At 72.2% G+C, this 23238-nt stretch carries 24 protein-coding genes; 12 read left to right on the top strand and 12 right to left on the bottom strand.

Going from position 1 to position 23238, the window contains the following annotated elements; translation table 11 throughout:
* Positions 1 to 162 precede the first annotated feature (162 nt).
* Both R2B67_RS12805 and R2B67_RS12800 read left to right on the top strand, forming a co-directional pair.
* Entirely contained in the window at positions 163 to 1194 is a 1032-nt protein-coding gene (locus R2B67_RS12805) for a helix-turn-helix domain-containing protein (protein WP_317817989.1), read from the top strand.
* Positions 1195 to 1406: 212 nt separating this feature from the next.
* Complete coding sequence (locus tag R2B67_RS12800) at positions 1407 to 2396, top strand: malate dehydrogenase (protein WP_018510488.1); 990 nt, start codon at positions 1407 to 1409, stop codon at positions 2394 to 2396.
* 70 nt (positions 2397 to 2466) lie between these two features.
* On the opposite strand, the gene R2B67_RS12795 is transcribed toward R2B67_RS12800, so the two are convergent.
* Complete coding sequence (locus tag R2B67_RS12795) at positions 2467 to 2982, bottom strand: carboxymuconolactone decarboxylase family protein (RefSeq protein ID WP_317817988.1); 516 nt, start codon at positions 2980 to 2982, stop codon at positions 2467 to 2469.
* 47 nt (positions 2983 to 3029) lie between these two features.
* On the opposite strand from R2B67_RS12795, the gene pdxR reads away from it, so the two are divergent.
* Positions 3030 to 4433: a MocR-like pyridoxine biosynthesis transcription factor PdxR gene (gene pdxR / locus R2B67_RS12790; protein WP_317817987.1), complete on the top strand. Its 1404-nt coding sequence runs from the start codon at positions 3030 to 3032 to the stop codon at positions 4431 to 4433.
* Positions 4434 to 4439: 6 nt separating this feature from the next.
* Here the strand turns inward: pdxR and R2B67_RS12785 are convergent, their stop codons facing one another.
* Positions 4440 to 5279, bottom strand: coding sequence for a DMT family protein (locus R2B67_RS12785; protein WP_317824838.1), 840 nt, complete (start codon positions 5277 to 5279; stop codon positions 4440 to 4442).
* Between the two features lie 143 nt (positions 5280 to 5422).
* On the opposite strand from R2B67_RS12785, the gene R2B67_RS12780 reads away from it, so the two are divergent.
* Together R2B67_RS12780 and R2B67_RS12775 are read left to right on the top strand one after the other, a co-directional pair.
* On the top strand, positions 5423 to 5698 hold the full coding sequence (locus tag R2B67_RS12780) for a hypothetical protein (protein WP_032756527.1): 276 nt from the start codon (positions 5423 to 5425) through the stop codon (positions 5696 to 5698).
* 5 nt (positions 5699 to 5703) lie between these two features.
* Complete coding sequence (locus R2B67_RS12775) at positions 5704 to 6891, top strand: glutathionylspermidine synthase family protein (protein ID WP_317817984.1); 1188 nt, start codon at positions 5704 to 5706, stop codon at positions 6889 to 6891.
* A gap of 18 nt (positions 6892 to 6909) precedes the next feature.
* On the opposite strand, the gene rocD is transcribed toward R2B67_RS12775, so the two are convergent.
* Positions 6910 to 8115, bottom strand: coding sequence for an ornithine--oxo-acid transaminase (rocD, locus tag R2B67_RS12770; protein WP_237327574.1), 1206 nt, complete (start codon positions 8113 to 8115; stop codon positions 6910 to 6912).
* Between the two features lie 357 nt (positions 8116 to 8472).
* Here rocD and trpS point away from each other — a divergent pair, with 357 nt between their 5' ends.
* On the top strand, positions 8473 to 9465 hold the full coding sequence (gene trpS, locus R2B67_RS12765; RefSeq protein ID WP_109981094.1) for a tryptophan--tRNA ligase: 993 nt from the start codon (positions 8473 to 8475) through the stop codon (positions 9463 to 9465).
* A gap of 102 nt (positions 9466 to 9567) precedes the next feature.
* Positions 9568 to 10158: a 2'-5' RNA ligase family protein gene (locus R2B67_RS12760; protein WP_317817982.1), complete on the top strand. Its 591-nt coding sequence runs from the start codon at positions 9568 to 9570 to the stop codon at positions 10156 to 10158.
* 28 nt (positions 10159 to 10186) lie between these two features.
* Here R2B67_RS12760 and R2B67_RS12755 read toward each other — a convergent pair whose 3' ends face one another.
* A complete protein-coding gene (locus R2B67_RS12755) occupies positions 10187 to 10909 on the bottom strand; it encodes a helix-turn-helix domain-containing protein (protein ID WP_317817981.1) in 723 nt (240 codons plus the stop codon).
* A 68-nt stretch (positions 10910 to 10977) separates the two neighbouring features.
* Between R2B67_RS12755 and R2B67_RS12750 the strand changes: the two genes are divergently transcribed.
* Entirely contained in the window at positions 10978 to 11631 is a 654-nt protein-coding gene (locus R2B67_RS12750; protein WP_317817980.1) for a flavin reductase family protein, read from the top strand.
* 15 nt (positions 11632 to 11646) lie between these two features.
* Here R2B67_RS12750 and R2B67_RS12745 read toward each other — a convergent pair whose 3' ends face one another.
* Positions 11647 to 12402 carry a decaprenylphospho-beta-D-erythro-pentofuranosid-2-ulose 2-reductase gene (locus tag R2B67_RS12745; RefSeq protein WP_317817978.1) on the bottom strand — a complete coding sequence of 252 codons (756 nt, stop codon included), beginning with the start codon at positions 12400 to 12402 and terminating at the stop codon, positions 11647 to 11649.
* A gap of 58 nt (positions 12403 to 12460) precedes the next feature.
* Positions 12461 to 13819, bottom strand: a complete 1359-nt coding sequence (locus tag R2B67_RS12740) for an FAD-binding oxidoreductase (protein ID WP_317817977.1) — start codon at positions 13817 to 13819, stop codon at positions 12461 to 12463.
* A gap of 186 nt (positions 13820 to 14005) precedes the next feature.
* Between R2B67_RS12740 and R2B67_RS12735 the strand changes: the two genes are divergently transcribed.
* The gene (locus tag R2B67_RS12735; RefSeq protein ID WP_317817975.1) at positions 14006 to 14953 is read left to right on the top strand and encodes a YihY/virulence factor BrkB family protein; all 948 of its coding nucleotides are present in this window, start codon (positions 14006 to 14008) and stop codon (positions 14951 to 14953) included.
* Here the strand turns inward: R2B67_RS12735 and R2B67_RS12730 are convergent.
* Positions 14950 to 16332 (bottom strand): D-alanyl-D-alanine carboxypeptidase family protein, encoded by a 1383-nt coding sequence (locus R2B67_RS12730; protein ID WP_317824837.1) that lies wholly within the window; start codon positions 16330 to 16332, stop codon positions 14950 to 14952. The two genes, R2B67_RS12735 and R2B67_RS12730, sit on opposite strands and share 4 nt — an antisense overlap.
* 133 nt (positions 16333 to 16465) lie before the next feature.
* Between R2B67_RS12730 and R2B67_RS12720 the strand changes: the two genes are divergently transcribed.
* The 3 genes from R2B67_RS12720 (at position 16466) to R2B67_RS12710 (ending at position 20051) form a co-directional block, all read left to right on the top strand.
* Complete coding sequence (locus R2B67_RS12720; RefSeq protein WP_030561670.1) at positions 16466 to 16711, top strand: SCO4848 family membrane protein; 246 nt, start codon at positions 16466 to 16468, stop codon at positions 16709 to 16711.
* Between the two features lie 33 nt (positions 16712 to 16744).
* Positions 16745 to 18184: a metallophosphoesterase gene (locus R2B67_RS12715; RefSeq protein WP_317824836.1), complete on the top strand. Its 1440-nt coding sequence runs from the start codon at positions 16745 to 16747 to the stop codon at positions 18182 to 18184.
* 313 nt (positions 18185 to 18497) lie between these two features.
* Positions 18498 to 20051 (top strand): ABC transporter substrate-binding protein, encoded by a 1554-nt coding sequence (locus R2B67_RS12710; protein WP_317817974.1) that lies wholly within the window; start codon positions 18498 to 18500, stop codon positions 20049 to 20051.
* On the opposite strand, the gene R2B67_RS12705 is transcribed toward R2B67_RS12710, so the two are convergent.
* The 5 genes from R2B67_RS12705 to R2B67_RS12685 all read right to left on the bottom strand — a co-directional run bounded on the left by R2B67_RS12705 (position 20038) and on the right by R2B67_RS12685 (position 23214).
* A complete protein-coding gene (locus tag R2B67_RS12705; RefSeq protein WP_317817972.1) occupies positions 20038 to 20820 on the bottom strand; it encodes a TetR/AcrR family transcriptional regulator in 783 nt (260 codons plus the stop codon). The genes R2B67_RS12710 and R2B67_RS12705 overlap by 14 nt on opposite strands.
* Positions 20821 to 20830: 10 nt before the next feature.
* Positions 20831 to 21262 (bottom strand): thiol-disulfide oxidoreductase DCC family protein, encoded by a 432-nt coding sequence (locus R2B67_RS12700; RefSeq protein WP_317817970.1) that lies wholly within the window; start codon positions 21260 to 21262, stop codon positions 20831 to 20833.
* Positions 21259 to 21699 (bottom strand): hypothetical protein, encoded by a 441-nt coding sequence (locus R2B67_RS12695; protein WP_018510468.1) that lies wholly within the window; start codon positions 21697 to 21699, stop codon positions 21259 to 21261. The genes R2B67_RS12700 and R2B67_RS12695 overlap by 4 nt, the downstream gene beginning before the upstream one ends.
* Positions 21700 to 21798: 99 nt before the next feature.
* Positions 21799 to 22593, bottom strand: a complete 795-nt coding sequence (locus R2B67_RS12690) for a hypothetical protein (RefSeq protein WP_317817968.1) — start codon at positions 22591 to 22593, stop codon at positions 21799 to 21801.
* 18 nt (positions 22594 to 22611) lie between these two features.
* Positions 22612 to 23214: a hypothetical protein gene (locus R2B67_RS12685; RefSeq protein WP_317817966.1), complete on the bottom strand. Its 603-nt coding sequence runs from the start codon at positions 23212 to 23214 to the stop codon at positions 22612 to 22614.
* Positions 23215 to 23238: the final 24 nt, after the last annotated feature.

Below are 23238 nucleotides of genomic sequence, written 5' to 3'. Positions count from 1 at the left end.
CTGGGGCCTGTGGCACGGAAGTGACCATTCCGGCACGGTGTGATCGCCGCGCAACGATGGCAGACTGTCACGGCGCTACCGGCTGTCACGGCGCACGGGCGAAGAGACGAAGACCGGACCGGTCCGGGGGACGCACCGGGGAGAACAAAAAAGGGGGGCGCGATGCCTCATTGGAAGGCACTACCCGAGGAAATCGACCCGCACATAAGGGAGTTCGCGAGCCAGCTGCGCCTGATCGTGGAACGCAGCGGGCTGAACATCACCGCACTGGCCGACCGCACGGGGTTCGACGAGACGTCCTGGGAGCGGTACTTGAGCGGCCGGAACCTCCCCCCGCGCCGCGCCGTCGTGGCCCTCGCCGATGCGACGGGCACCTCGCAGCACGACCTCGCGGCCATGTGGGAGCTGGCCGAGCGTGTCCACAGCTTCGACGCGTACGGCTCCGACCCGCACCGCCCCGACCCGCACCGCCCCGACCCGTACGGCACCGACCCGTACGGCTCCGACCCCCATCGCACCGACCCCCTCGACTCCGATCCCCACCGCACCGACGGGCGCGCCCCCTTCGTCCCCTCCCAGCGCGGAACCGTCCCCCCGGTCCCGCAGCAGCGCCAGGGCGGACGGCAGGCGGACGCCCAGCGTGGCGGCGGCGTGTCCGGCCGGGCAACCGGCGTCCGCAGCAATGCGATCACGCTCGCCGTCGGCGCGGCCGCAGCGGTCATCGTCATCGTCGGAGCGCTGATGCTCGCGCCCAGCGGCGACGAGCCCGCCAAGGCCACCCCGCCGGCCCCGACGGCCGCCCCCACGAGCGAGGCCCCCACGAGCGAGGCCCCGACCGAGGAGCCCGCCCCCGAACAGCCCGCAGGCGTCGAGTGCCAGGGCGCCGACTGCGCCGGGCAGAACCCCGACGAGATGGGGTGCGGCGGCGACCACGCCCGTACGGTGTCCACCGCCCAGGTCGGCGCCGCCCGGGTCGAGGTCCGGTACAGCGAGGTCTGCTCCGCCGCCTGGGCCCGCCTCACCGAGGCGGGGACCGGCGACACCGTGACGATCACCGGCGGCGCGGCGGCGGACGCGCAGAACGGCGCGGTCACGGTCACGGAGGCGTACACGCCGATGGTCGCGGTGCGGAAGGCGGCCGACGCGAAGGCCTGCGCGACGCTCACCGCCGGGACGAAGGGCTGCACCACGTAGCCGGCCTCCCGCATGCGGTGCGTGACCGGTTGTGCGCGGCGCCACAGGGGGCCGGGCGGTCCGCCCCGTCCGGGTCCGATAGCCTGGCCGCCGGATATCTCTTCACGTCAAGATTCGTCGGACGATTCGTCGGGGCGCGAAGGGGTCTCCCGCACCAGGGTCCGGCACCAGGGGCCGGGACCCCCACCGCCAGCTGTCTAACGGAGACCGCCATGACCCGCACTCCCGTGAATGTCACCGTGACCGGCGCTGCCGGCCAGATCGGCTACGCGCTGCTCTTCCGCATCGCTTCCGGCCACCTGCTCGGCCCGGACGTGCCGGTCAACCTGCGCCTCCTGGAGATCCCGCAGGGCCTCAAGGCCGCCGAGGGCACCGCGATGGAGCTCGACGACTGCGCCTTCCCGCTGCTGCGCGGCATCGAGATCACCGACGACCCGAACGTCGGCTTCGCCGGTGCGAACGTGGCTCTGCTCGTCGGCGCCCGCCCGCGTACGAAGGGCATGGAGCGCGGCGACCTGCTCGCCGCCAACGGCGGCATCTTCAAGCCGCAGGGCAAGGCCATCAACGACAACGCCGCGGACGACATCAAGGTCCTCGTCGTCGGCAACCCGGCCAACACCAACGCGCTCATCGCGCAGGCCGCCGCCCCGGACGTACCGGCCGAGCGCTTCACCGCGATGACCCGCCTCGACCACAACCGCGCGATCTCGCAGCTGGCCGCCAAGACCGGCGCCGCCGTCTCCGACATCAAGAAGCTGACGATCTGGGGCAACCACTCGGCCACCCAGTACCCGGACATCTTCCACGCGGAGATCGCCGGCAAGAACGCCGCCGAGGTCGTCAACGACGAGGTGTGGCTCGCCGACACCTTCATCCCGACCGTCGCCAAGCGCGGCGCCGCGATCATCGAGGCCCGTGGCGCGTCCTCCGCCGCCTCGGCCGCCAACGCCGCCATCGACCACGTGTACACCTGGGTCAACGGCACCGCCGACGGCGACTGGACCTCGATGGGCATCCCGTCGGACGGCTCCTACGGCGTCCCCGAGGGCATCATCTCCTCCTTCCCGGTCACCACGAAGGACGGCAAGTACGAGATCGTCCAGGGCCTGGACATCAACGAGTTCTCCCGCAAGCGCATCGACGCCTCCGTCCAGGAGCTCACCGAGGAGCGCGACGCGGTCCGCGAGCTCGGCCTCATCTGAGCCGCACCCGCACCCGCCGTACGTCGAGCGCCCCCGGCAGCCATCCGCTGCCGGGGGCGCTCGCGCGTGGTCAGCTCTTGAAGTCGCCCGGCGTGTAGTGCCCGGGGGTCAGCCGGCCGGTGACGCCGAAGCGGTTCCAGGCGTTGATCACCGTGATGGCGGCGACCAGCTGGGCCAGCTCGGTCTCCTCGAAGTGCCCGGCCGCCTCCGCGTACACCTCGTCCGGGACGAACCCGTCGGTGAGCACCGTGACCGCCTCGGTCAGGGCGAGCGCCGCCAGCTCCTTCTCCGTGTAGAAGTGCCGCGACTCCCGCCAGGCGCTGAGCTGGACGATCCGCTCGACGGACTCGCCCGCCGCGAGCGCGTCCTTGCTGTGCATGTCCAGGCAGAACGCGCACTGGTTGAGCTGCGAGGCCCGGATCTTCACCAGCTCGACCAGGACGGGGTCCAGGCCCTTCCGGGCGGCGATGTCGAGCCGGATCATCGCCTTGTAGACGTCCGGGAGGAGCTGGGAGACGGAGATCCGCTGCGGCTCCTCGGGGGCGAGGTCGGCGGGGGCGTGGTGGTGTGCGTGCGTGGTGGTCATGAGGACGACGCTACGGCCCCGATGGCACCCCGGTATGGTCCATTCCCATGACGGATTCCTGGGCCACTTTCGGCGCCGACCTGCACCTGGAACCGGTCGGCGGTACGGGGCTCCGGAGCGGGCTCATGGAGGCCCTGCGGGAAGCGGTGCGCACCGGGCGGCTGGCCCCCGGCACCCGGCTGCCGTCCTCCCGGGCGCTCGCCGCCGACCTGGGCATCGCCCGCAACACGGTCGCCGACGCCTACGCCGAACTCGTCGCCGAGGGCTGGCTCACCGCCCGCCAGGGCTCGGGGACCCGGGTCGCGCAGCGGTCCGCGCCCCGCCGGGCGGACCCGGCGGCGGCTCCCGCCCGGCCGCCCAGGACCGGCGCCGGGTACGACCTCAAGCCCGGCACGCCCGACCTGTCCGGCTTCCCGCGCACCGCCTGGCTCAAGGCCGCCCGCAAGGCGCTCACCGCCGCGCCCGACGAGGTCTTCGGCTACGGCGACCCGCAGGGCCGCGCCGAACTGCGCACCGTGCTGGCCGAGTATCTGGCGCGGGCCCGCGGGGTGTACGCCGACCCGGAGCGCATCGTGATCTGCGCCGGCTTCGCCCACGGTGTCGCGCTGCTGGGCCGGGTGCTGCGCCGCCGCAAGGTCCGGGAGGTCGCCGTCGAGTCGTACGGCCTCGACCTGCATACGGACCTCCTCACCGATGCCGGTCTGCGCACCCCGTGCCTGCCCCTGGACGAGCACGGCTCCCGCACCGGCGACCTGGCCGGGCTGCGCGGGGCGGGGGCGGTCCTGCTGACCCCGGCGCACCAGTTCCCCACCGGCGTACCGCTGCACCCGGACCGGCGGGCCGCCGCCGTCGACTGGGCCCGGTCCACCGGCGGGCTGATCCTGGAGGACGACTACGACGGGGAGTTCCGCTACGACCGCCAGCCGGTGGGCGCGCTCCAGGGCCTCGACCCGGAACGGGTGGTCTATCTCGGCACCGCCAGCAAGTCGCTGGCCCCGGGGTTGCGCCTGGGCTGGATGGTGCTGCCCCGGCACCTGGTCGGCGAGGTGATGGCGGCGAAGGGCATGGCCGACCGGGTCTCCGGCTCGCCCGACCAGCTGACCCTCGCGGAGTTCATCGCCTCGGGGGCGTACGACCGGCATGTGCGCTCGATGCGGCTGCGCTACCGGCGCCGCCGCGACCAGCTCGTCGAGGCGCTCGCGGAGCGCGCGCCGGGCGTCGAGGTCAGCGGCATCGCGGCCGGGCTGCACGCGGTGCTCGAACTCCCCGCAGGTGCCGAGCGATCGGTGATCCAGGCGGCGGCCTTCCAGGGCCTGGCGCTGGAGGGTCTTTCCCGCTACCGCCACCCTGATGCGCCGGCCACCCGCGACGCCCTGGTGATCGGCTACGGCTCACCGTCGGAGAGCGCGTGGGCGGGCGCGCTGGACGCGCTGTGCCGGGTGCTGCCGTAACCCCCCTTACGCTTCGTCCGGCTCGGGCTCCGGCGCCTCACCGAACCGGGCCAGCGCCAGCGACCCCGCCACCGCCACCACGAAGCCGGTGACGGCCAGCCACCCCAGCCCCGCCCGGGTCCCGTCGCCCAGCCACACCACCCCCACCAGCGCCGGGCCCACCGTCTCCCCGAGCACCATCCCCGCCGTCGCCGTGGTCACCGACCCCTTCTGCAGCGCCGACGTCAGCAGCAGGAACGCCGCCGCCCCGCCCAGCAGCAGCCCGTACGCCGCCGGGTTCCGCACCAGCGCCCCCGGCGACACGTCGTCGACCAGCCGCACCGCCACCTCCACCACCCCGAAGCCGAACCCGGCCCCCAGGCCCAGCGCCAGCGACCGCGCCCGCGTCGGCAGCCGCCCGCCCACCGCGCCCAGCACCAGCACCCCCAGCGCGGCGGCGGGCACCGCCCACGGCAGCCACTGAGGGCCCGGCAGGTCGCCCTCCTTGCCCGAGGCCAGCCCCAGCATCCCGAGCCCGGCGCAGACCACCGCCACCGCCGCCCACTCCGTCGAGCTCAGCCGGACCGCCAGCAGCCGGGCCGCGACCACCGCCGTGACCGCGAGCGACGCGGCGAGCGCCGCCCCCACGGCGTAGATCGGCAGCGCGCGCAGGGCGACGATCTGGAGCACGAAGCCCAGGCCGTCCAGGGCGAGTCCGGCGACGTAACGCCACTGCCGCACCGCCCGCAGCAGCAGCGCGGGGTCCACGCCCGCCCCGGAATCCGGCCGGGTGGCGGCCCGTGCGGCGATCGCCTGGAGGACGGAGGCCGTCCCGTAGCAGAGGGCGGCACCGAGCGCGCAGATCATCCCCAGGAGCACAAAAGGAATGTACCGGGCGGGGGTTCATCTCATGGGTTTCGATCCGGCGGAACGGCGAACTAGTCTGACAAGCCGTCCGGCGATGAACGGGGTGCCGGACCGTGTCACGTACCACGGGGGAGAACTCAAGCATGGCCAAGCGGAGGCTGAGGTCGAGCACGGTCGTGCTCGGCGGCATGGGGCTGCTCGCCCTGACGATCACATCGTGCGGCTCGGAGCCGGACCGCCGCTGCGCCGACCGGACGACCCAGAGGACCCTGCCCAGCTCCGAGTGCCGCAGCGGCGGCAGCGGTTCGTACTACTACGGCGGTGGCAAGAGCGGCGACGGCAAGGTCCAGGGCGGCAGCTTCGACAAGTCGGCGGTCGACCGGGGCGGCTTCGGCTGCACCAAGTCGGGCGGAGGCTGAGCGCGGTGGAGCGCCGCACCATCGAGCCGCGCCCCGGCTGGCAGGAGACCGTCGAGTCCCAGGGGCTCGTCTATCCGCTCACCCGCTACCCCGACGGTTCGCTGCGCCCCTACTGGGACGAGAGCGCCTACTACGTGTTCTCGCTGCCCGAGGTGGAGGCGCTGGAGGAGGCCGTGGAGGAGCTGCACACGATGTGCCTGGCCGCCGCCGCGCACATCGTGGAGCGGGACCGTTTCGCCGACCTCGGCATCACCGATCCGCGCCTGGCCTCCCTGGTCGCCGAGTCCTGGCGCCGCCGTGACGAACTGCCCTCCCTGTACGGGCGGTTCGACCTGCGCTACGACGGCGGCGGCCCGGCGAAGATGCTGGAGTACAACGCCGACACCCCGACCTCCCTGGTGGAGGCGGCGAGCCCGCAGTGGTTCTGGATGGAGGAGCGGTTCCCCGGAGCCGACCAGTGGAACTCGCTGCACGAGCGGCTGGTCGACGCCTGGAAGCGGCAGGCCCAACTGCTGCCGCCGGGCCCGCTGCACTTCGCGCACTCGGAGGGCGACGAGGCCGGCGAGGACCTGATGACGGTCGCGTACCTCCGCGAGACCGCCGACCAGGCCGGCCTCGACACGCACGCGCTCTCCGTGGAGGACATCGGCTGGGACCGGCTGAGCGGGCGGTTCGTCGACGACCGGCTTCGGTTCCTGCGCAGCTGCTTCAAGCTCTACCCCTGGGAATGGCTCACCACGGACCGCTTCGGGCCGCAGGTGCTGGACACCCTCGACAACGGCGGCGGCTCCGGCACCACCTGCTGGATCGAGCCCGCCTGGAAGATGCTGCTCTCCAACAAGGCGCTGCTCGCGATCCTGTGGGAGCTGTACCCGGGCCACCCGAACCTGCTCCCCGCCTATCTCGACGGCCCCCGCGAGCTGGCCGGGCCCGGCGGGGCGGGGTACGTCTCCAAGCCGCTGCTGGGCCGCGAGGGGGCCGGGGTCGACCTGCACGGGCCCGGCTCCCCTGCGGTCCCGCGCGAGGAGCCGTGCTGCTACCAGGAGCTGGCGCCGCTGCCCGACGTCGATGGCAACCGGGTGGTGCTCGGGGCGTGGGTGGTGGAGGACGAGGCGGCCGGGCTCGGCATCCGGGAATCGGCGGGGCCGGTCACGGACGAGTACGCCCGCTTCCTGCCCCACGTCATCCTCTGAGACCTGTACGGCAGTGGCTCAGGCGCTCAGCACCGTCCGCAGCCGGTCGAGCCCCCAGTCCAGGTCCTCCTTGGAGATCACCAGCGGCGGCGCGATCCGGATGGTGGAGCCATGGGTGTCCTTCACCAGCACCCGCTCCTCCATCAGCCGCTCGGAGATCTGCCGGCCGGTGCCCAGGGCGGGCGCGATGTCGACGCCCGCCCACAGCCCCCGGCCCCGTACGGTCTCCACCGCGCCGCCCCCGGCCAGCAGCCCCAGCTCCCGGTGCAGATGGTCGCCCAGCTCGGCGGCCCGCTCCTGGTACTCGCCGGTCCGCAGCATCGCGATCACCTCCAGCGCCACCGCGCACGCCAGCGGGTTCCCGCCGAAGGTGGAGCCGTGCTCGCCGGGCCGGAAGACCCCGAGGATCTCCGCCGACGAGACGACGGCCGACACCGGCACCACCCCGCCGCCGAGCGCCTTGCCCAGCACGTACATGTCCGGGACCACGCCCTCGTGCTCCAGCGCGAACGTCTTCCCGGTACGCCCCAGGCCCGACTGGATCTCGTCCGCGATGAAGAGCACGTTCCGCTCGCGCGTCAGCTCCCGCACCCCGGGCAGATAGCCGGCCGGCGGCACCAGCACGCCCGCCTCACCCTGGATCGGCTCGATCAGCACCGCCACGGTGTTCTCCGTCATCGCCTCCCGGAGCGCGGTGAGATCCCCGTACGGCACGATCTCGAACCCCGGGGTGTACGGGCCGTAGTCGGCCCTCGCCTCCGGGTCCGTGGAGAAGCTGATGATCGTCGTCGTGCGGCCGTGGAAGTTGTCCGAGGCCACGATGATCTTCGCCATCCCGTCCGGGACGCCCTTGACCCGGTAGCCCCACTTCCGGGCGGTCTTCACCGCCGTCTCCACCGCCTCCGCCCCCGTATTCATCGGGAGCACCATCTCCATGCCGCACAGCGCGGCCAGCTCCGTACAGAAGTCGGCGAACCGGTCGTGGTGGAAGGCCCGGGAGGTCAGCGTCACCCGCTCCAGCTGGGCCTTGGCCGCGTCGATCAGACGGCGGTTGCCGTGACCGAAGTTGAGCGCCGAGTACCCGGCGAGCAGATCGAGGTAGCGGCGCCCCTCGACATCGGTCATCCAGGCACCCTCCGCCGAGGCCACGACGACCGGCAACGGGTGGTAGTTGTGCGCGCTGTGCGCCTCGGCGGAGGCGATGGCGGTTTCCGTGGCAGACACGGGATCTCCGTTCGTCGTACGGCGTGGGCGGGGGTGGTGCCCACTTTGTATCGTCGGTCGCATCCGGCGCAGGGAAACCTGCACTCTCCGGCGCGCCCGCCCGCGCGCTTCTCCCGTGCCCACCCTCGCGCCCGCCCGCGCGCGCTCCGGCGGCCGGAATGTGTGCTTCGTCTCAGGTCCGCGCTCCCGGGGCGCGAGCGGACCGGCACCCGAGCGGGTGCGCCCCCGCTGCGCCCCGCACCGGCTGCCGGGGATCGCCCCCGCACCTGAGACAATGGGCCCATGGCCTCTGATCGCCCCGCGCTCTCCACCGACCAGCCGCAGACGGGCCGCACCGGCGCGCCCTCCCGCCCCCGTGTGCTCTCCGGGATCCAGCCCACCGCAGGCTCGTTCCACCTCGGCAACTACCTGGGCGCGGTGCGCCAGTGGGTGGCGCTGCAGGAGACCCACGACGCCTTCTACATGGTCGTGGACCTGCACGCGATCACGGTGCCGCAGGACCCCGCCGAGCTGCGGGCCAACACCCGGCTCGCCGTGGCGCAGCTCCTCGCGGCCGGCCTGGACCCGGAGCGGTGCACGCTCTTCGTCCAGAGCCATGTGCCCGAGCACGCGCAGCTCGGCTGGGTGATGAACTGCCTCACCGGCTTCGGCGAGGCCTCCCGGATGACGCAGTTCAAGGACAAGTCCGCCAAGCAGGGCGCCGACCGCGCCACCGTCGGCCTCTTCACCTACCCGGTCCTCCAGGTCGCCGACATCCTGCTCTACCAGGCCGACCAGGTCCCGGTCGGTGGTGACCAGCGCCAGCACATCGAGCTGACCCGCGACCTCGCGGAGCGCTTCAACGGCCGGTTCGGGCAGACGTTCACCGTTCCGGCGCCGTACATCCTCAAGGAGACGGCGAAGATCCTCGACCTCCAGGACCCGGCGGTCAAGATGAGCAAGTCGGCCTCCACGCCGAAGGGCCTCATCAACCTCCTCGACGACCCGAAGGCCACGGCGAAGAAGGTCAAGAGCGCGGTCACCGACACCGACACGGTGATCCGCTTCGACGAGGAGAAGAAGCCGGGCGTCAGCAACCTGCTCACGATCCTCTCCACCCTCTCGGGCAGCACGATCGAGGATCTGGAACGGAAGTACGAGGGCAAGGGGTACGGGGCGCTGAAGACCGACCTGGCCGAGGCCATGGTGGAATTCGTCACCCCCTTCCAGCTCCGCACCCAGGAATATCTGGACGACCCGGAGACGCTGGACTCCATCCTGGCCAAGGGAGCGGAGAAGGCCAGGGCCGTCGCCGCCGAGACCCTGGCGCAGACGTACGACCGGATGGGCTTCCTGCCCGCGAAGCACTGAGTCCAAGGACTCTGGCGAGATCACGCTCCCAGGGGCCACACTTGCGGCGGCAGGTCGCGGCGCAAGGCCGGAAACCGACCATCGACGATTGAGGAGAACGACGTGGGGACCGTAACGCTCGGCGTTTCGATCGCGGTCCCGGAGCCCTACGGCAGCCTGCTCCAGGAGCGGCGCGCGAGCTTCGGGGATCCTGCCGCGTACGGCATTCCCACCCATGTCACCCTCATGCCGCCGACCGAGGCGGAGGCGGCCGACCTGCCGGCGATCGAGGCGCACCTCGACACGATCGCCACGGCCGGCCGCCCCTTCCCGATGCGGCTCTCCGGCACCGGCACATTCCGGCCGCTCTCGCCGGTGGTCTTCGTCCAGGTCGTGGAGGGCGCCTCGGCCTGCTCCTGGCTCCAGAAGCGGGTCCGGGACGCCTCGGGGCCGCTGGTACGGGAGCTCCAGTTCCCGTACCACCCGCACGTCACCGTGGCGCACGGCATCTCCGAAGAGGCGATGGACCGGGCGTACGCGGAGCTCGCCGACTACGAGGCGGCCTGGACCTGCGGTTCCTTCGCCCTGTACGAGCAGGGCGCGGACGCCGTCTGGCGCAAGATCCGGGACTTCCCGTTCGGGTCCGGCGGCTCCACCCCCGCCGTCCCGGCCCAGGGCGGCTACTCGGTCGACGCGCAGTCCCTGCGCCCCTAGGGGGTGTCTGGCCGGGTGGGATCGGTGGTCATCCGATGGGAGTGTGCGTCTCGCCGGACAGGCCGAGGTGGACTCGAAGCGCGCCGCGACCGGTCTCGGTGAGAGCGACGGCGCGGCCGGTGCCGATCCGGGTGATCCAACCGGAGTCGAAGGCGTGACGGCACAGGGAGGCACCGACGGCACCGGCCAGGTGAGGGCGGCGTTCGGTCCAGTCCAGGCACGAGCGGACGGGCGGACGCCGCGTAGCGGCCGACGGCACGATGCCGAGCTCGGCCAGCCAGTCGGTCCCGTTGCCGGTGAGCGTAAGCCCCTGCTCCCAGTCCAGCAGCCCCCGGTCGGTCATCGCCTCGGTGATCGCGACCCCGAGGGCGCCCGCGAGGTGGTCATAGCACGTGCGGGCGCGGGCCAACGCCCGGCTCCGGTTGACAGCGGGCAGTGAGCGGGGCTGATCGCCGCGTCGAGGCGCCATGGAGGCAAGGGTCTCGATCAGCTGGGCCGTCTCGGGATCGGCGAGGCGGACGTAGCGATGACGGCCCTGACGCTCCTGCGCGAGCAGTCCTCCGCCGACCAGGAGGTTCAGGTGCTCGGTGGCCGTCGAGGCGGCCACCCCGGCATGGCGCGCCAACTCGGTCGCGGTCCATGCCCGACCGTCCAGAAGGGCCAGGCAGAAGCTCGCGCGGGTGCCGTCCGCCAGAAGTCCGGCCAGAGCGGCCAGGTCCGGGCCCTCCAGGTGCGCGTCATGGTTTCTCATCGCCGTCCATCATCCACCAGCGATCCTTCGGCGAGGGCCGAAGAGTCTTCACCCTACGGTCGACTCCCATGGACACCGCGACACCCAGCACCACACCCGACAACACGTCGGCCGCCCATGCGGCCATCGAGCCGAGCATCCTGTACTTCGGGACGCCGGTCGTACTGCTCTCGACGGAGAACGAGAACGGCTCCTTCAATCTGGCGCCGATGTCCTCGGCCTGGGCACTGGGCCACGTCATCGTCCTCGGTCTGGGGCCTGGGGGACAGACCGCGCACAATCTCCGCAGCCGCCCCGATCTCGTGGTCAACCTCCCCGCGCCCGCCCAGTGGCCGGCGGTGGAGCGGCTGGCGCCGCTGACCGGACGCACCCCGATACCCGTGGACAAGCGCGGCACCTTCCGTTTCGAGCCGGACAAGTTCGCCGCTGCCGGCCTGCGACCTGAACCCTCCGAGCTGGTTCGGCCGCCCAGGGCCGCCGAATGTCCTATCCAGCTGGAGGCCCGCGCCGCCCGGGTCCAACCCGATGCCTCCGGAGCGTTCCTCATCGTCGAGGCCCAGGTGCTCAGGGTCCACGCCGATCCGCGCATCGTCGTCCCCGGCTCCCAGCACATCGACCCGACCGTGTGGAGCCCACTGATCTACAACTTCCGTCACTACTTCGGGCTGGGCCCCGAACTCGGCCGCAGCTTCCGCTCCCAGACACCCCGGCAGAGCCACTGACCGACCTGCCGGTGATCACACCGGCAGGCGGCGGAACAGCGGGCGCGGCGCGTGCCGCAGTGCCGACATCACCACCCGCAGCGAACCGGGCACCCACACCGTCTCCGAGCGTCGCCGCAGCCCCGTCACGATCGCCCCGGCGACCGCCTCCGGGGTGGTGGAGAGCGGCTGCTCCGGCCGCCCGGCCTGGGCCCGGGTCCGTACGGGGCCGGGGCGCACGACCATCACCTGTACGCCGGTGCCCTGGAGCGCGTCCCCGAGCCCCTGGGCGAAGGTGTCGAGCCCCGCCTTGCTGGAGCCGTAGATGAAGTCGGCCCGCCGGGCGCGCTCCCCGGCCACCGAGGACAGCACCACCAGCGAACCGTGCCCCTGCGCCTGGAGCGCGCCCGCGCACACCAGCCCGGCCGAGACCGCCCCGGTGTAGTTGGTCTGGGCGACCCGGACGGCGGCCAGCGGCTCCTCCTCGTCGCGCGCCTGGTCCCCGGCGATCCCGAACGCCATCAGCACCACATCGATGTCGCCCTCCGCGAAGACCTTGCCCAGCACCTCCTCGTGCGCGCCGGGGTCCAGCGCGTCGAACGCGACCGTACGGACGTCGGCGCCCCGGTCGCGCAGCTCGACGGCGGCCGCGTCCAGGGCGGGGGAGGGGCGGCCCGCCAGCCAGACCCGGCGGGTGCGCAGCGCGATCAGACGGCGCGCGGTGGCCAGGGCGATCTCGGAGGTGCCGCCGAGGACGAGCAGGGACTGCGGGGCACCGAAGGCGTCCTTCACGGAACACTCCTGTTCAGGGGGTGGGAAAGCACCACGGGGGAGTGGTGGGGCGGGTACGTCACAGGGCGAGCCGGCGGGCCAGGTCCGAGCGGAACGCCCCCGTCGGGTCCAGCTCCGCCCGCAGCTCCCGGAACGCGCCGAGCCCCGGGTACATCGCGGCCGCCGTCTCCGGCCGCATCCGCGCGTCCTGCGCCAGGCAGACCCGGCCCCCGGCGGCCGCCACCTCCTCGTCGAGCCCGTCCAGGAAGCGGCCGAGGCCGGGCAGGGCTGCGGGCAGGTCGACGGCGAGCGTCCAGCCGGGCGCCGGGAACGACAGCCACCCGGGCGACGGGGCGCCGAACCGCTGGAGTTCGGCCCGGAGCGCGGGGCAGCGCCGCGCCGAGATCCGCCGCACGACGCGGTGCAGCGTCTCCTCCTGCCCGTACCCGACGGTGAACCTGTAGCGCACGAGCCCGGCGCGGCCGTACAGCCGGTTCGCGTCGGGGAGCGCGTCCGAGGCGTGGAAGAAGGCGGCGGTGGTGCGGAGCTCGCCGGTCCGGGCGCGGGGCGCACTCCGGTAGCGGACCTCGTTGAGGAAAGCGGTGGCGGTCCGGCCCAGCAGCCCGCCGGGGAGGAGCGGCCCGGTGGGGCGGCGCTCCGGCTCGACCGTGCGCGGGGCGCGCATCGTGCGCCGAGCGTGCGCCGGTAGCGCGGAAGGGGGCGCGTGCTCCCCTCGGGTGAGGACCCCGCGTCCGGTCGCCCGGCCCCCCGCGAGCAGGTCGATCCAGGCGGAGGCGTACGGCGTCCGATCACTCCCGGCCGCCGTGAAGCGGGCCAGCAGGTCGTCCAGGTCCGTGGCCCGCTCGGTGGAGACGGAGACCAGCGGGGTGGCCACGCGCTTCAGCCGGAGGGTGGCGGAGAGGATCACCCCGGTCAGCCCCAGGCCGCCGGTGGTCGCGTCGAAGAGGGCGGTGCCCGGCGTCACCGTACGCACCTCGCCGTCGGCGGTGAGGAGCTCCAGGCCGTCCACGTGCCGGGCGAGCGAACCGGCCCCCGGGTGGTCCTGGCCGTGCACGTCGGAGCCGATCGCGCCGCCCACCGTGACCCTGCCCGTCCCGGGCACGACCGGCAGGAACAGGCCGCGCGACAGGAGGATCCGCAGCAGCCGGTCCAGGGTCACCCCCGCGTCGCAGCGGACCGTCCCCGCTGCCTCGTCCAGGGCGCGGACCCGGTCCAGGCCGGTCATGTCGAGCACCGAGCCGCCCGCGTTCTGCGCCGCGTCACCGGGCGCCCGCCCGAGACCCCGGGCCAGGGCGCCCCGGGGCCCGCGGCCCCGGACCACGGCAGCCGCCTCCTCGTACGTACGGGGGCGAAACCGTACGGCGGTGGTCGGGGCGGTGCGGCCCCAGCCGGTCAAGGACACCGTGTCGACGGACATGCCCGTGACCGTAGCCCGGGGCGTATCGTCCGGGAAAACCTATTCGTACCTTTTGTTACACCGCTCACCGGAATGGGTGACGGCGTGCGTGTCACCGGGAGGAGCGGTAGACCTTCCGGACGCGTCCGGAAGAGTTGCCCGGTGCGGCCCGCGGTCTTTCGGGCCCGGGAGGGTACGCGTACGTTCATGGACTGGCTCAAGAAACTCCCCGTCGTCGGGCCGCTAGTCTCCCGGCTGATGGAGACGCACGCCTGGCGCTCCTACGAGCGGCTGGAGAAGGTCCACTGGGCCAGGCTCGCCGCCGCGATCACCTTCATCAGCTTCCTGGCGCTCTTCCCGCTGATCGCGGTCGGCGCGGCGATCGCGGCGGCGCTGCTGAGCGACAAGCAGCTGGACACCATCAAGGACAAGCTCGCCGAGCAGGTGCCGGGCATCTCCGACCAGCTCGGCATCGACACCCTGGTCGCCAACGCGGGCACGGTCGGTCTGGTGGCCGGTGCGCTGCTGCTGTTCACGGGCGTCGGCTGGATCGGCTCGATGCGGGAGTGCCTGCGCGCGGTCTGGGAGCTGGACGACGTCCAGGAGGCCAACCCGGTCGTCGCCAAGCTGAAGGACGCCGTGCTGCTGGTCGGCCTCGGGGGAGCCGCGCTCGCCACCCTGGCGGTCTCCACCGTCGGCACGACGGCCGTCGGCTGGAGTGCCGACCGGCTCGGCATCTCCCACGGCGGCGTGGGCGGCATCCTGCTCCAGATCGCCGCCCTGGCGGTCGCGGTCCTCGCCGACTTCCTGCTGATCCTCTATCTGCTGTCGCTGCTGCCCGGGGTGGAGCCGCCCCGGCGCCGGCTCGTGGTCGCGGCCCTGATCGGCGCGGTCGGCTTCGAGCTGCTGAAGCTGCTGCTCGGCAGCTATATGAAGGGGGTCGCGGGCAAGAGCATGTACGGCGCGTTCGGCGTGCCGATCGCGCTGCTCCTGTGGATCAACTTCTCCGCCAAGCTGCTGCTGTTCTGCGCCTCCTGGACCGCGACCGGGTCCAAGGCGGAGGAGCTGGGCGAGGGCCGGGCGGAGGACGCGCCGGAGCCCGGGACGGGGGATGCCGCCGACGCCGTGGCGCGGGGCGGCTCCACCCGCGCCTAGGACTTCTCGGCGGGGCCGGCCGCGTCGGCTGCCTTCGCCGAAGCCTTCGGCCAGGCGGCGTCGCTGGACTCGGTGGACTCGGCGGGTCCGGCGGACGTGGCGGGCTCGGTCGCATCGGCCTTGGCAGGCATACGACGGGTCAGCCCCGGCACCGGCCAGCGCTGGTTCACCAGGAACACCGCGGCGGCCAGGGCCACCAGCACCCCGCCGATGATCGCCAGCGCGATCCCGACCCCGCCGGAGCCCCGGGCGGCCGTCGCCGCGTGCGCGGCCTTCGCCTGGCCGCCGGAGCCCTGGTCCGCGCCGGCGGCCGGCTGTGCGCCCTTGCCGCCGTTCAGGTTCCCGGTGTCCACCGACTTCGGCGGCACCAGCTGCCCGACCGGGGTCACCTTGCCGCTCGCGGCGAAGCCCCAGTCCAGGAGGTGGGCGGCCTCCTTGTAGACGGCGTGGCTCTCCTCCGCCGACGGGTTCATGACGGTCACCAGCAGCACCCGGCCGTTGCGCTCGGCGACCCCGGTGAACGTGGAGCCCGCGTGGGTCGTGTAGCCGTTCTTGACACCGGCGATGCCCTTGTACGGGTCGACGCCGATGTCCCCGGTGATCAGCCGATTGGTGTTCTGGATCTCGAAGCTCTCGCGCTTCTTCCCCTTCTTCTTCTCACCGGGGAAGTCGGCGGACGCGGTCGCCGCGTACTCGCGGAAGTCCTTCTTCTGCATCCCGCTGCGGGCGATCAGCGTCAGGTCGTAGGCGCTGGAGACCTGGCCCGGCGCGTCGTAGCCGTCCGGCGAGACCACCGTCGTGTCCAGTGCCTGGAGCTCCTCGGCGTGCTTCTGCATCGCCGCCACCGTCTTGGGGACACCCCCGTACATCTCCGAGAGCACGTGCACCGCGTCGTTGCCCGACCGCAGGAAGACGCCGAGCCACAGGTCGTGGACCGTGTACGTGTGGTCCTCCTTGATGCCCACCAGGCTGCTGCCCTCGCCGACCCCCGTCAGCTCGCTCTGCTTCACCGTGTGGGTCAGGGAGGTGGGCTGGAGTGCGGGCAGGACCGTGTCCGCGAACAGCATCTTCAGGGTGGAGGCGGGGGGCAGCCGCCAGTGCGCGTTGTGCGCGGCCAGGATGTCGCCGCTCTCCGCGTCCGCGACGACCCATGAGCGTCCGGACAGCTTCTTCGGCAGGACCGGTGCGCCGGGGCCCAGGTTGACCTGGGCGCCCGTCTTGGCGAGCTGCTCCCCGCCCAGGCTCGACATCGTGCTCGGCGGCTTGGGCTGCTTGTCGTCCTTCTCGTCCTTGTCGGCCGCGTGCGCGGGAGTGAGGGCAAGAGTCGACAGCAGGGCGGCGGAGATGACCGTCGAAGCGATCTTTTTCAGAGCAGGCACGGTCGAAAAAGTACAGGGCGAAGATGTGGATGAGGACCCGGACCGGCTGACCCGCCGGAGGGATGGCCGGGACTGCTCCTTTCGGACGCCACCCCGGACGAGGGGCCCGGAGGGCGGCGGCGATACTGGACCCATGAAGCTCAGCCGCCCCGTCTCCTGGTTCCTGCTCGTCTTCGGGGTGTGGAGCTGGTTCATCTGGATCTCTTTCGTCAAGAACCTGTGGCAGGACGGCAGTGGTCTCGCGTTCGACGACGCGGGTGAGCCGACCGGCTACTTCTGGGTGCACCTGCTGCTCGCCATCACGTCCTTGTCTCTGGGGACGGTGGTCGGCGCGATCGGGTTGCGTGGTGTCCGGGCTTTGCGCGACGAGCGCGCATGAGAACAGGAACGTAGGGAAGCGCGGATGGCAGCAGTGGTCTTCGTCCTGGTGGCGCTCGTGGTGCTGGCGCTGCTCGCGAGCGTGCACCGCTATGTGTGGCGCCGGTTCGTCGGTGACACGACGGCACCCGGCAGCACGTCGCGCAAGGTGGGCACCGTCGCCGCCTTCGTGCTGCCCCTGCTGAGCCTCGGCGCCATGACCTCGGGCCGGATCGGCGCGCCCTTCTGGCTCCAGCAGGTGCTCGCCTGGCCGGGGTTCCTGTGGCTGGCCTGCCTGATGTACCTGACGCTGGCCCTGCTGGTGGGCGAGGTCGTCCGCCCGCTGCTGACCCGGGTGCTCGCCCGGCGCGACGCGGCCGCCGCACCCCGTGCCACGGCCGGAACCGGAACCTCCGGAACGGCGGTGGACGGAACCCTCGCCGCGACGACGAGCGGAACCCGTCCCCCTACGGAGGAACTCGTCCCGGCGGGCCGGAGCTGCCCCTCCACCTCGGCCGACCCGGCCCCGGCGACCGCACCGGCCGCCGAACCGGAAGCGGAAGCGCTACGCGATACGGAACAGGCGGCACCGGCCGCACAGGCCGAAACGGAACCGGCGGAAGCAGACCCGGCCGCCACTGCCACTGCCCCCGCCCCCGGCCTCGCTCACCCCTCCCGCCGCCTCTTCGTCTCCCGGGTCGTCGGCGGCGCCGCTGCCGCGGCCGGGCTCGCCACCGTCGGTTACGGGACCGCCAACGTGCTGCGCGGGCCGAGCGTCAAGCGCGTCACCGTGCCGCTCGCCAAGCTGCCCCGCGCCGCCCACGGTTTCCGGATCGCCGTCGTCAGCGACATCCACATCGGCCCGATCCTCGGCCGCGCCCACACCCGGCGCATCGTCGACACCATCAACTCCACCTCGCCCGACCTCGTCGCCGTCGTCGGTGACCTCGTCGACGGCTCCGTGGCCGACCTCGGCTCCGCCGCCGAACCGCTGGCCGGGCTGCGGGCCCGGCACGGCAGCTTTTTCGTCACCGGCAACCACGAATACTTCTCCGGCGCGGAGCAGTGGGTGAACCACGTCCGCGAACTGGGGCTGATCCCGCTGGAGAACGCCCGGGTGGAGATGGGCGGGTTCGACCTCGCCGGGGTCAACGACATCGCGGGGGAGACCGAGGGCCAGGGCCCCGACTTCGTCCGCGCGCTCGGTGACCGGGACCGCGGCCGCGCCGCCGTCCTCCTCGCCCACCAGCCCGTCGTCATCCACGACGCCGTCGAGCACGGCGTCGACCTCCAGCTCTCCGGCCACACCCACGGCGGACAGCTCTGGCCGGGGAACTACCTCGCCGAGCTGGCCAACCCGACCGTCGCCGGGCTCGAACAGTACGGCGACACGCAGCTGTTCGTCTCGCGCGGTGCGGGCGCCTGGGGCCCGCCGGTCCGGGTCGGCGCCCCCGCCGACATCACCGTCGTCGAACTTGCCTCGCGCCAGGCCTGAAACGCAGTCGGAAACCTGGCCCTCAACCCGGCCCGAAGCCCGCCTCCCACCCCTGCGGACGTTGCGGTTGCGATCATGCACTCTTCAACAAAACTGCACCGTAACGTCACCCTCAGCTACGGAAATCCGCAGGTGAGAGGCGGGAAACGGCCTTTTCGGACACGCTGCGTGGAACGTGTCCAACAAAAGGCTGTGAGCGCCCCATTTACTCTTCCAGATGTGAAAATCGTGTGATTGGGTAAGCGCGAACGTGCGGCAGTGTGCGTGTCTGAGCGCAACTGCCGTGGTGGGGCTGGTAAGGGAGAGCACGGCAATGCGGTCGGTCCGGGTACGGATTCTCGCGATTTTCGCGGTTTTGGTCATCGCAGGCGTCGGCGCCTGGCAACTGCTCCCGTCGGGGGAGGCGAAGGCCGACGCGATCACCGTCGGGACATCGGACGTCGTCTCCTCCCTGGACCCGGCCGGCGCGTACGACGCGGGCTCCTGGGCGATCTACAGCAACATCTACCAGTCGCTGATGACCTTCAAGCCCGGGGCCATCGTGCCGGAGCCGGACGCCGCGGAGAGCTGCGCGTTCGTCGGGCAGAAGCTCCAGACGTACCAGTGCAAGCTCCGGGACGACCTGGTCTTCTCCAACGGCCGGAAGATCACCGCCGAGGACGTCAAGTACTCCTTCGACCGGATCTTCACGATCAAGTCGGACGTCGGCCCCGCGGGTCTCTTCCCCACGCTCGACTCGGTGTCGACCGAGGGCCGCACGATCACGTTCAACCTCTCCGGCAAGGACGCGACCTTCCCGCAGAAGCTCGCCACCGGCGCCGCGGCGATCGTCGACCCGACCAAGTACCCCAAGGACGAGCTCCGCAAGGGCAACCAGGTCGACGGCTCCGGACCGTACGTCCTCAAGTCGTACGAGCCGGACAACCGCGCCGAGCTGGTGCCGAACCTGAAGTACAAGGGTGCCCTCAAGAAGATCGGCGAAGCGGTCAACATCCGCTACTTCAAGGCGTCCGAGGACCTGGCGACCGCCTGGAACAACGGTGACGTGGACATCGCCCACCGCCAGCTGCCGGCCTCCAAGCTCGCCGAGCTGGACGAGGGCGACCCGGAGCTGCGGGTGACCGAGGCGGCCAGCGCCGAGATCCGCAACATCATCTTCAACACCCGGGAGAACTCGCCGTTCGGCGAGAAGAAGGTCCGCCAGGCCGTCGCCGCGCTCCTGGACCGGGGCCCGCTGGTCAGCAAGGTCTACCAGGGCACGGTCGAGCCGCTGTACTCGCTGATCCCCACCGGCTACATCGGGCACAGCACCCCCTTCTTCGACGCCTACCCCACCTCCGACCCGGAGCGGGCCAAGAAGCTGCTGGCGGAGGCCGGCGTCGAGACCCCGGTCCCCGTCAACTTCGCCTACCGCGAGGGCGACATGTACACCAAGGAGACCGCCGAGCTCCGGCGCCAGCTCCAGAAGGACGGACTGTTCAAGGTCTCGGTCAAGGCCGTGGAGTGGACGAAGTACCAGAAGGGCTACGCGGCCGGGGAGTACGACATGTACACCGTCGGCTGGTTCCCCGACTTCCCGGACCCCGACACCTTCAGTCAGCCGCTCGTCGGCACCGGCAACGTCCTGCACAGCGGCTACTCCAGCAAGAAGATGGACCGGCTGATCGCCGCCACGCAGCAGTTCAGCGACCGCGGCCGCACCTCCAACGACTTCAAGGAGATGCAGAAGCTGGTCGGCGAGGACGTACCGCTGCTGCCGCTCTGGCAGAAGAAGGACTACGTCGTCGCCAAGACGGACGTCGCCGGCTCCCAGTACCTCTCCGACGGCACCGGCTTCTGGCGCCTGTGGGAACTCAGCTGGATCTGACGGGCGTCGTCCCGGCCGGCCGGGATTCCGGCCCGGCCGGGGCACCCGGCATGAACTCCACCAGCAGCGCGTGAACCTGCCGTACGAGCGGTCGCAGCACCCGGAAGCGGGAGAGCCCGATCGCCCGTGCGGCGATCGGCGCGGTGCGCTCGACGAGCCGCCGGCTGCGCTCCGCGCCCGGGGAACGGTCGTACACCCAGAACAGCACCAGGCCCATCTGCATCAGCCAGAGCAACTCGGGCAGCAGCGGCGCCAGTTCGGGATCGCTCTTGGTGCTCGAACCGGCGAGGGTCTCCCGGTGGATGGAGATCGCCGCCTCCCGGGCCGCCACCGACTCGTCGGAGAACGGGGAGAGCGGGCTCTCCGGGTCGGCGGCGTTCTTGAAGAACTGGGCGGCGAACCGGTGGTACGGCTCCGCCACGTCCAGCCAGGTCAGCAGCACCCCCCGGATCCGGTCGGCCAGCTCCGCCTCGTCGGTGAGGACGGGCCGCACCGCCGCCGCGTGCTCACCGGCGATGCGGTCGTAGAAGCCCTGGACCAGGTGCTCCTTGGAGGAGAAGTAGTAGTAGGCGTTCCCGGTGGAGACGCCCGCCTCCTGCGCGATCGCCCGCATCGTCGTCTTGTCGTAGCCCCGCTCGGCGAAGAGCCGGAGCGCCGTCTCGAGAATCAGCGTGCGGGTCTGCTCGCTCTTCGCGGCCTTGCCGGACGATGCGGCCTTGGCGGGCTTCGCGGCCCCGTTCTCCTGCACGTTCTTCTCTTCCTTCACCACGGCCCCCACACTAGCGGGGAGCCCACTGACCACCCGGCGGTACGGGGCACGCCTGCTGCGGCCCGCACCGCGGAGCCGTGACCGACCGGTACTTCGCCGCGGCGAGCACGGTCCCCCGGGCGAAGGGCGCTCCGGCCGGAGTGGTCAGCCAGTGGGCCTTCGAGCGGTACTTCGCCAGCGCCCACAGGCAGACGATCCAGGCGGAGGTCCCCTGGTAGACCTGCCCGAGGTCGCCCACCACGGTGATCTCCGCGTAGGTGGCGGCGGGGTCCAGCTCCGGGAACCGCCGCCGCGCCTCGGCCGATCCGACCGGTACGAGGTCCAGCGGGACGAGCTGGCGCTGGCGGCCGAGCCAGTGCCGCAGGTGGGCGCAGAGCGGGCACCGCGCGTCGTAGAGCACGGTGAGCCGGCGGACGGGGGCGGCGGCGGTCACCGGGCTCACTGCCCCGGCGTCGGGGCGGGCGCGGCCCACGGGCCCGTGGGCCCCGGCTTGGTCCAGCCCTGCGGGGCGACGGGCGGGGTCTGCTCGCGCTCCAGTGCGCTGCGGCGGCGGATGCGGCTGAGCACGTACACATTGCCCAGGTGCATGACGCCGAGGACCAGCAGGACCACGCCGACCTTCACCGAGAGCGCCTCGAACAGCTCGCGGGCGTTCGCCACCCCGTCGGCGTTCTTCAGGTAGAGCGTGACGAACCCGAGGTTGACCAGGTAGAAGCCCACCACCAGCAGGTGGTTGACGGCTTCGGCGAGCTTCTCGTTCCCGTGCAGTACGTCGGCGAGGAAGACCCGCCCGTTACGGCTGAGGGTGCGGGCGACCCAGACGGTGAGCGCCACGCTGATCAGCAGGTAGAGGACGTACGCGACAACAGTGAGGTCCATGCCCCACCCTCCTTTGAACGCGTTCAAAACTGCTCTTGGGCATGACTGTAGACCCCTTCTTGAACATGTTCAAGAAGGGGTCTACGGGTCAGTGACCGATCAGGGAGTGGTCAGTGCGTCCGCGATCTCCGCGCGCAGCGCCTCACCGTTCAGCGACGGCAGCTCCGCCAGCAGCTCGGCCCACTCCTCGGCCGCGCTGTCCACGCCCTCCCGGAAGCCCCGCTCGACCGGTCTCCGGGCGAAGAGCAGCCCCACCGCCGCGACCGGCCGCAGCAGCCACCGCCCGCGCACGCTCAGCACGACGGAGACCCGCCAGGTGCCGTCCTCGGCCGGGCGCGGGGTCACCGTCAGCCGGGCCTTGCCCAGCCGGTGCTTCGCCGTGCCGACGACCGGGGCGCGGGCGGCCGGCGGCGCCGAGGAGGGCCTCTCCAGCGCCGCCCACCAGGCGTGCAGGTCGGCCTTGGCGCGGCCCGAGAAGCGGTACAGCGAACCGCCCTGCGGGTTGTGCCCGTCGAGGGACACCTCCAGCGCCTTGGGCGTACGGGGCTCGCGCAGCCGCACCCCGACCCGCAGGGACATGCCCTCCTCCGCCACGCGGCTCTCCACCTCGACGGTGCGGGAGGGCCGCCACTCACGCAGGACGGCGGCCTCCGGGGTGCCCACCGCGCCCTTCTCCTCCGGGCTCTCCGTCACGTTCTCCCCGTACCGCGCCCCCGACTGCAGATGACGCCCCTTCAGCAGCCGGAGGCCGTGTATCGGGCGCCCGTCGGGCAGCAGGACCGCGCCGTCCTGCTCCCGGGAGGCGTCGAAGAGGTCCACCGCATGCCCGGCGGCCTCCTCGAACCAGTGGCGGTCCAGGGCGGCGACGGTGACCGTGTGCTCGAAACGTGCCATGGCGCGGGGGCCCGGTGCTCAGGCGCTCATCGAGCGGGCCTGGTTGACCTGGCCCATCACGCCAGGGAAGGTGTGCGGGCCCGTCGCGGGGATCATCGTCCCGTGGTGGCGGCCGCCGCTGGTGACCGTGACCTGGACGAACCCGACGGTCCGCTTCTCCTTCATCAGCAGGAACAGCAGCCCGATCAGGCAGAACAGGGCGAAGACGATCGCCAGCACGATCGCGTGCGCCGGGATCTTCTCCTCGGTGCGCGACATGTCGGTCGCCGTCCAGACCGCGCCCTTGAGCGGCATCGTCCCCGAAGGGGTGACGATCGCGTCGCTCATGACCGTGATGTCACCGATCGACAGCACCGGGACCCCGCCCTGACCGGGCACGCCCTGCGGTACGGGGAGGTACTGGCCCGGCATCGTCGGCTGCCCCGGGTACGGATAGCCGTACCCCGGGCCCGGCTCGGTCGCCGACTCCGGCAGCGGCTGCGGATAGCCGTACGCGGGCGCGCCGCCCGGCGGCGGGTACCCGTACGCCTGGCCGTCGGCCACCGTCGGCGGGTGGCCGGGCTGCTGCTGGGGAGGGCCCCACTTGTAGGCGTCGCCAGGTGAAGGAGTCGGCTCGCTCATGGGGATCCCCGTTCTCTGCGCGTC

Source organism: Streptomyces cyaneofuscatus (genome assembly GCF_033109485.1).
Classification (GTDB): Bacteria; Actinomycetota; Actinomycetes; order Streptomycetales; family Streptomycetaceae; genus Streptomyces; species Streptomyces cyaneofuscatus.
Note: the sequence above shows the minus strand (reverse complement) of the source record. Positions and strands in the feature narration are given on the sequence as shown.

Excerpts from the sequence above, each read along its gene's own strand:
- R2B67_RS12805 (WP_317817989.1), top strand. The coding sequence starts at position 163 with ATGCCTCATTGGAAGGCACTACCCGAGGAAATCGACCCGCACATAAGG.
- R2B67_RS12800 (WP_018510488.1), top strand. The coding sequence starts at position 1,407 with ATGACCCGCACTCCCGTGAATGTCACCGTGACCGGCGCTGCCGGCCAG.
- R2B67_RS12795 (WP_317817988.1), bottom strand. The coding sequence starts at position 2,982 with ATGACCACCACGCACGCACACCACCACGCCCCCGCCGACCTCGCCCCC.
- pdxR (WP_317817987.1), top strand. The coding sequence starts at position 3,030 with ATGACGGATTCCTGGGCCACTTTCGGCGCCGACCTGCACCTGGAACCG.
- R2B67_RS12785 (WP_317824838.1), bottom strand. The coding sequence starts at position 5,279 with ATGATCTGCGCGCTCGGTGCCGCCCTCTGCTACGGGACGGCCTCCGTC.
- R2B67_RS12780 (WP_032756527.1), top strand. The coding sequence starts at position 5,423 with ATGGCCAAGCGGAGGCTGAGGTCGAGCACGGTCGTGCTCGGCGGCATG.
- R2B67_RS12755 (WP_317817981.1), bottom strand. The coding sequence starts at position 10,909 with ATGAGAAACCATGACGCGCACCTGGAGGGCCCGGACCTGGCCGCTCTG.
- R2B67_RS12750 (WP_317817980.1), top strand. The coding sequence starts at position 10,978 with ATGGACACCGCGACACCCAGCACCACACCCGACAACACGTCGGCCGCC.
- R2B67_RS12740 (WP_317817977.1), bottom strand. The coding sequence starts at position 13,819 with ATGTCCGTCGACACGGTGTCCTTGACCGGCTGGGGCCGCACCGCCCCG.
- R2B67_RS12735 (WP_317817975.1), top strand. The coding sequence starts at position 14,006 with ATGGACTGGCTCAAGAAACTCCCCGTCGTCGGGCCGCTAGTCTCCCGG.
- R2B67_RS12720 (WP_030561670.1), top strand. The coding sequence starts at position 16,466 with ATGAAGCTCAGCCGCCCCGTCTCCTGGTTCCTGCTCGTCTTCGGGGTG.
- R2B67_RS12710 (WP_317817974.1), top strand. The coding sequence starts at position 18,498 with ATGCGGTCGGTCCGGGTACGGATTCTCGCGATTTTCGCGGTTTTGGTC.
- R2B67_RS12695 (WP_018510468.1), bottom strand. The coding sequence starts at position 21,699 with ATGGACCTCACTGTTGTCGCGTACGTCCTCTACCTGCTGATCAGCGTG.
- R2B67_RS12690 (WP_317817968.1), bottom strand. The coding sequence starts at position 22,593 with ATGGCACGTTTCGAGCACACGGTCACCGTCGCCGCCCTGGACCGCCAC.
- R2B67_RS12685 (WP_317817966.1), bottom strand. The coding sequence starts at position 23,214 with ATGAGCGAGCCGACTCCTTCACCTGGCGACGCCTACAAGTGGGGCCCT.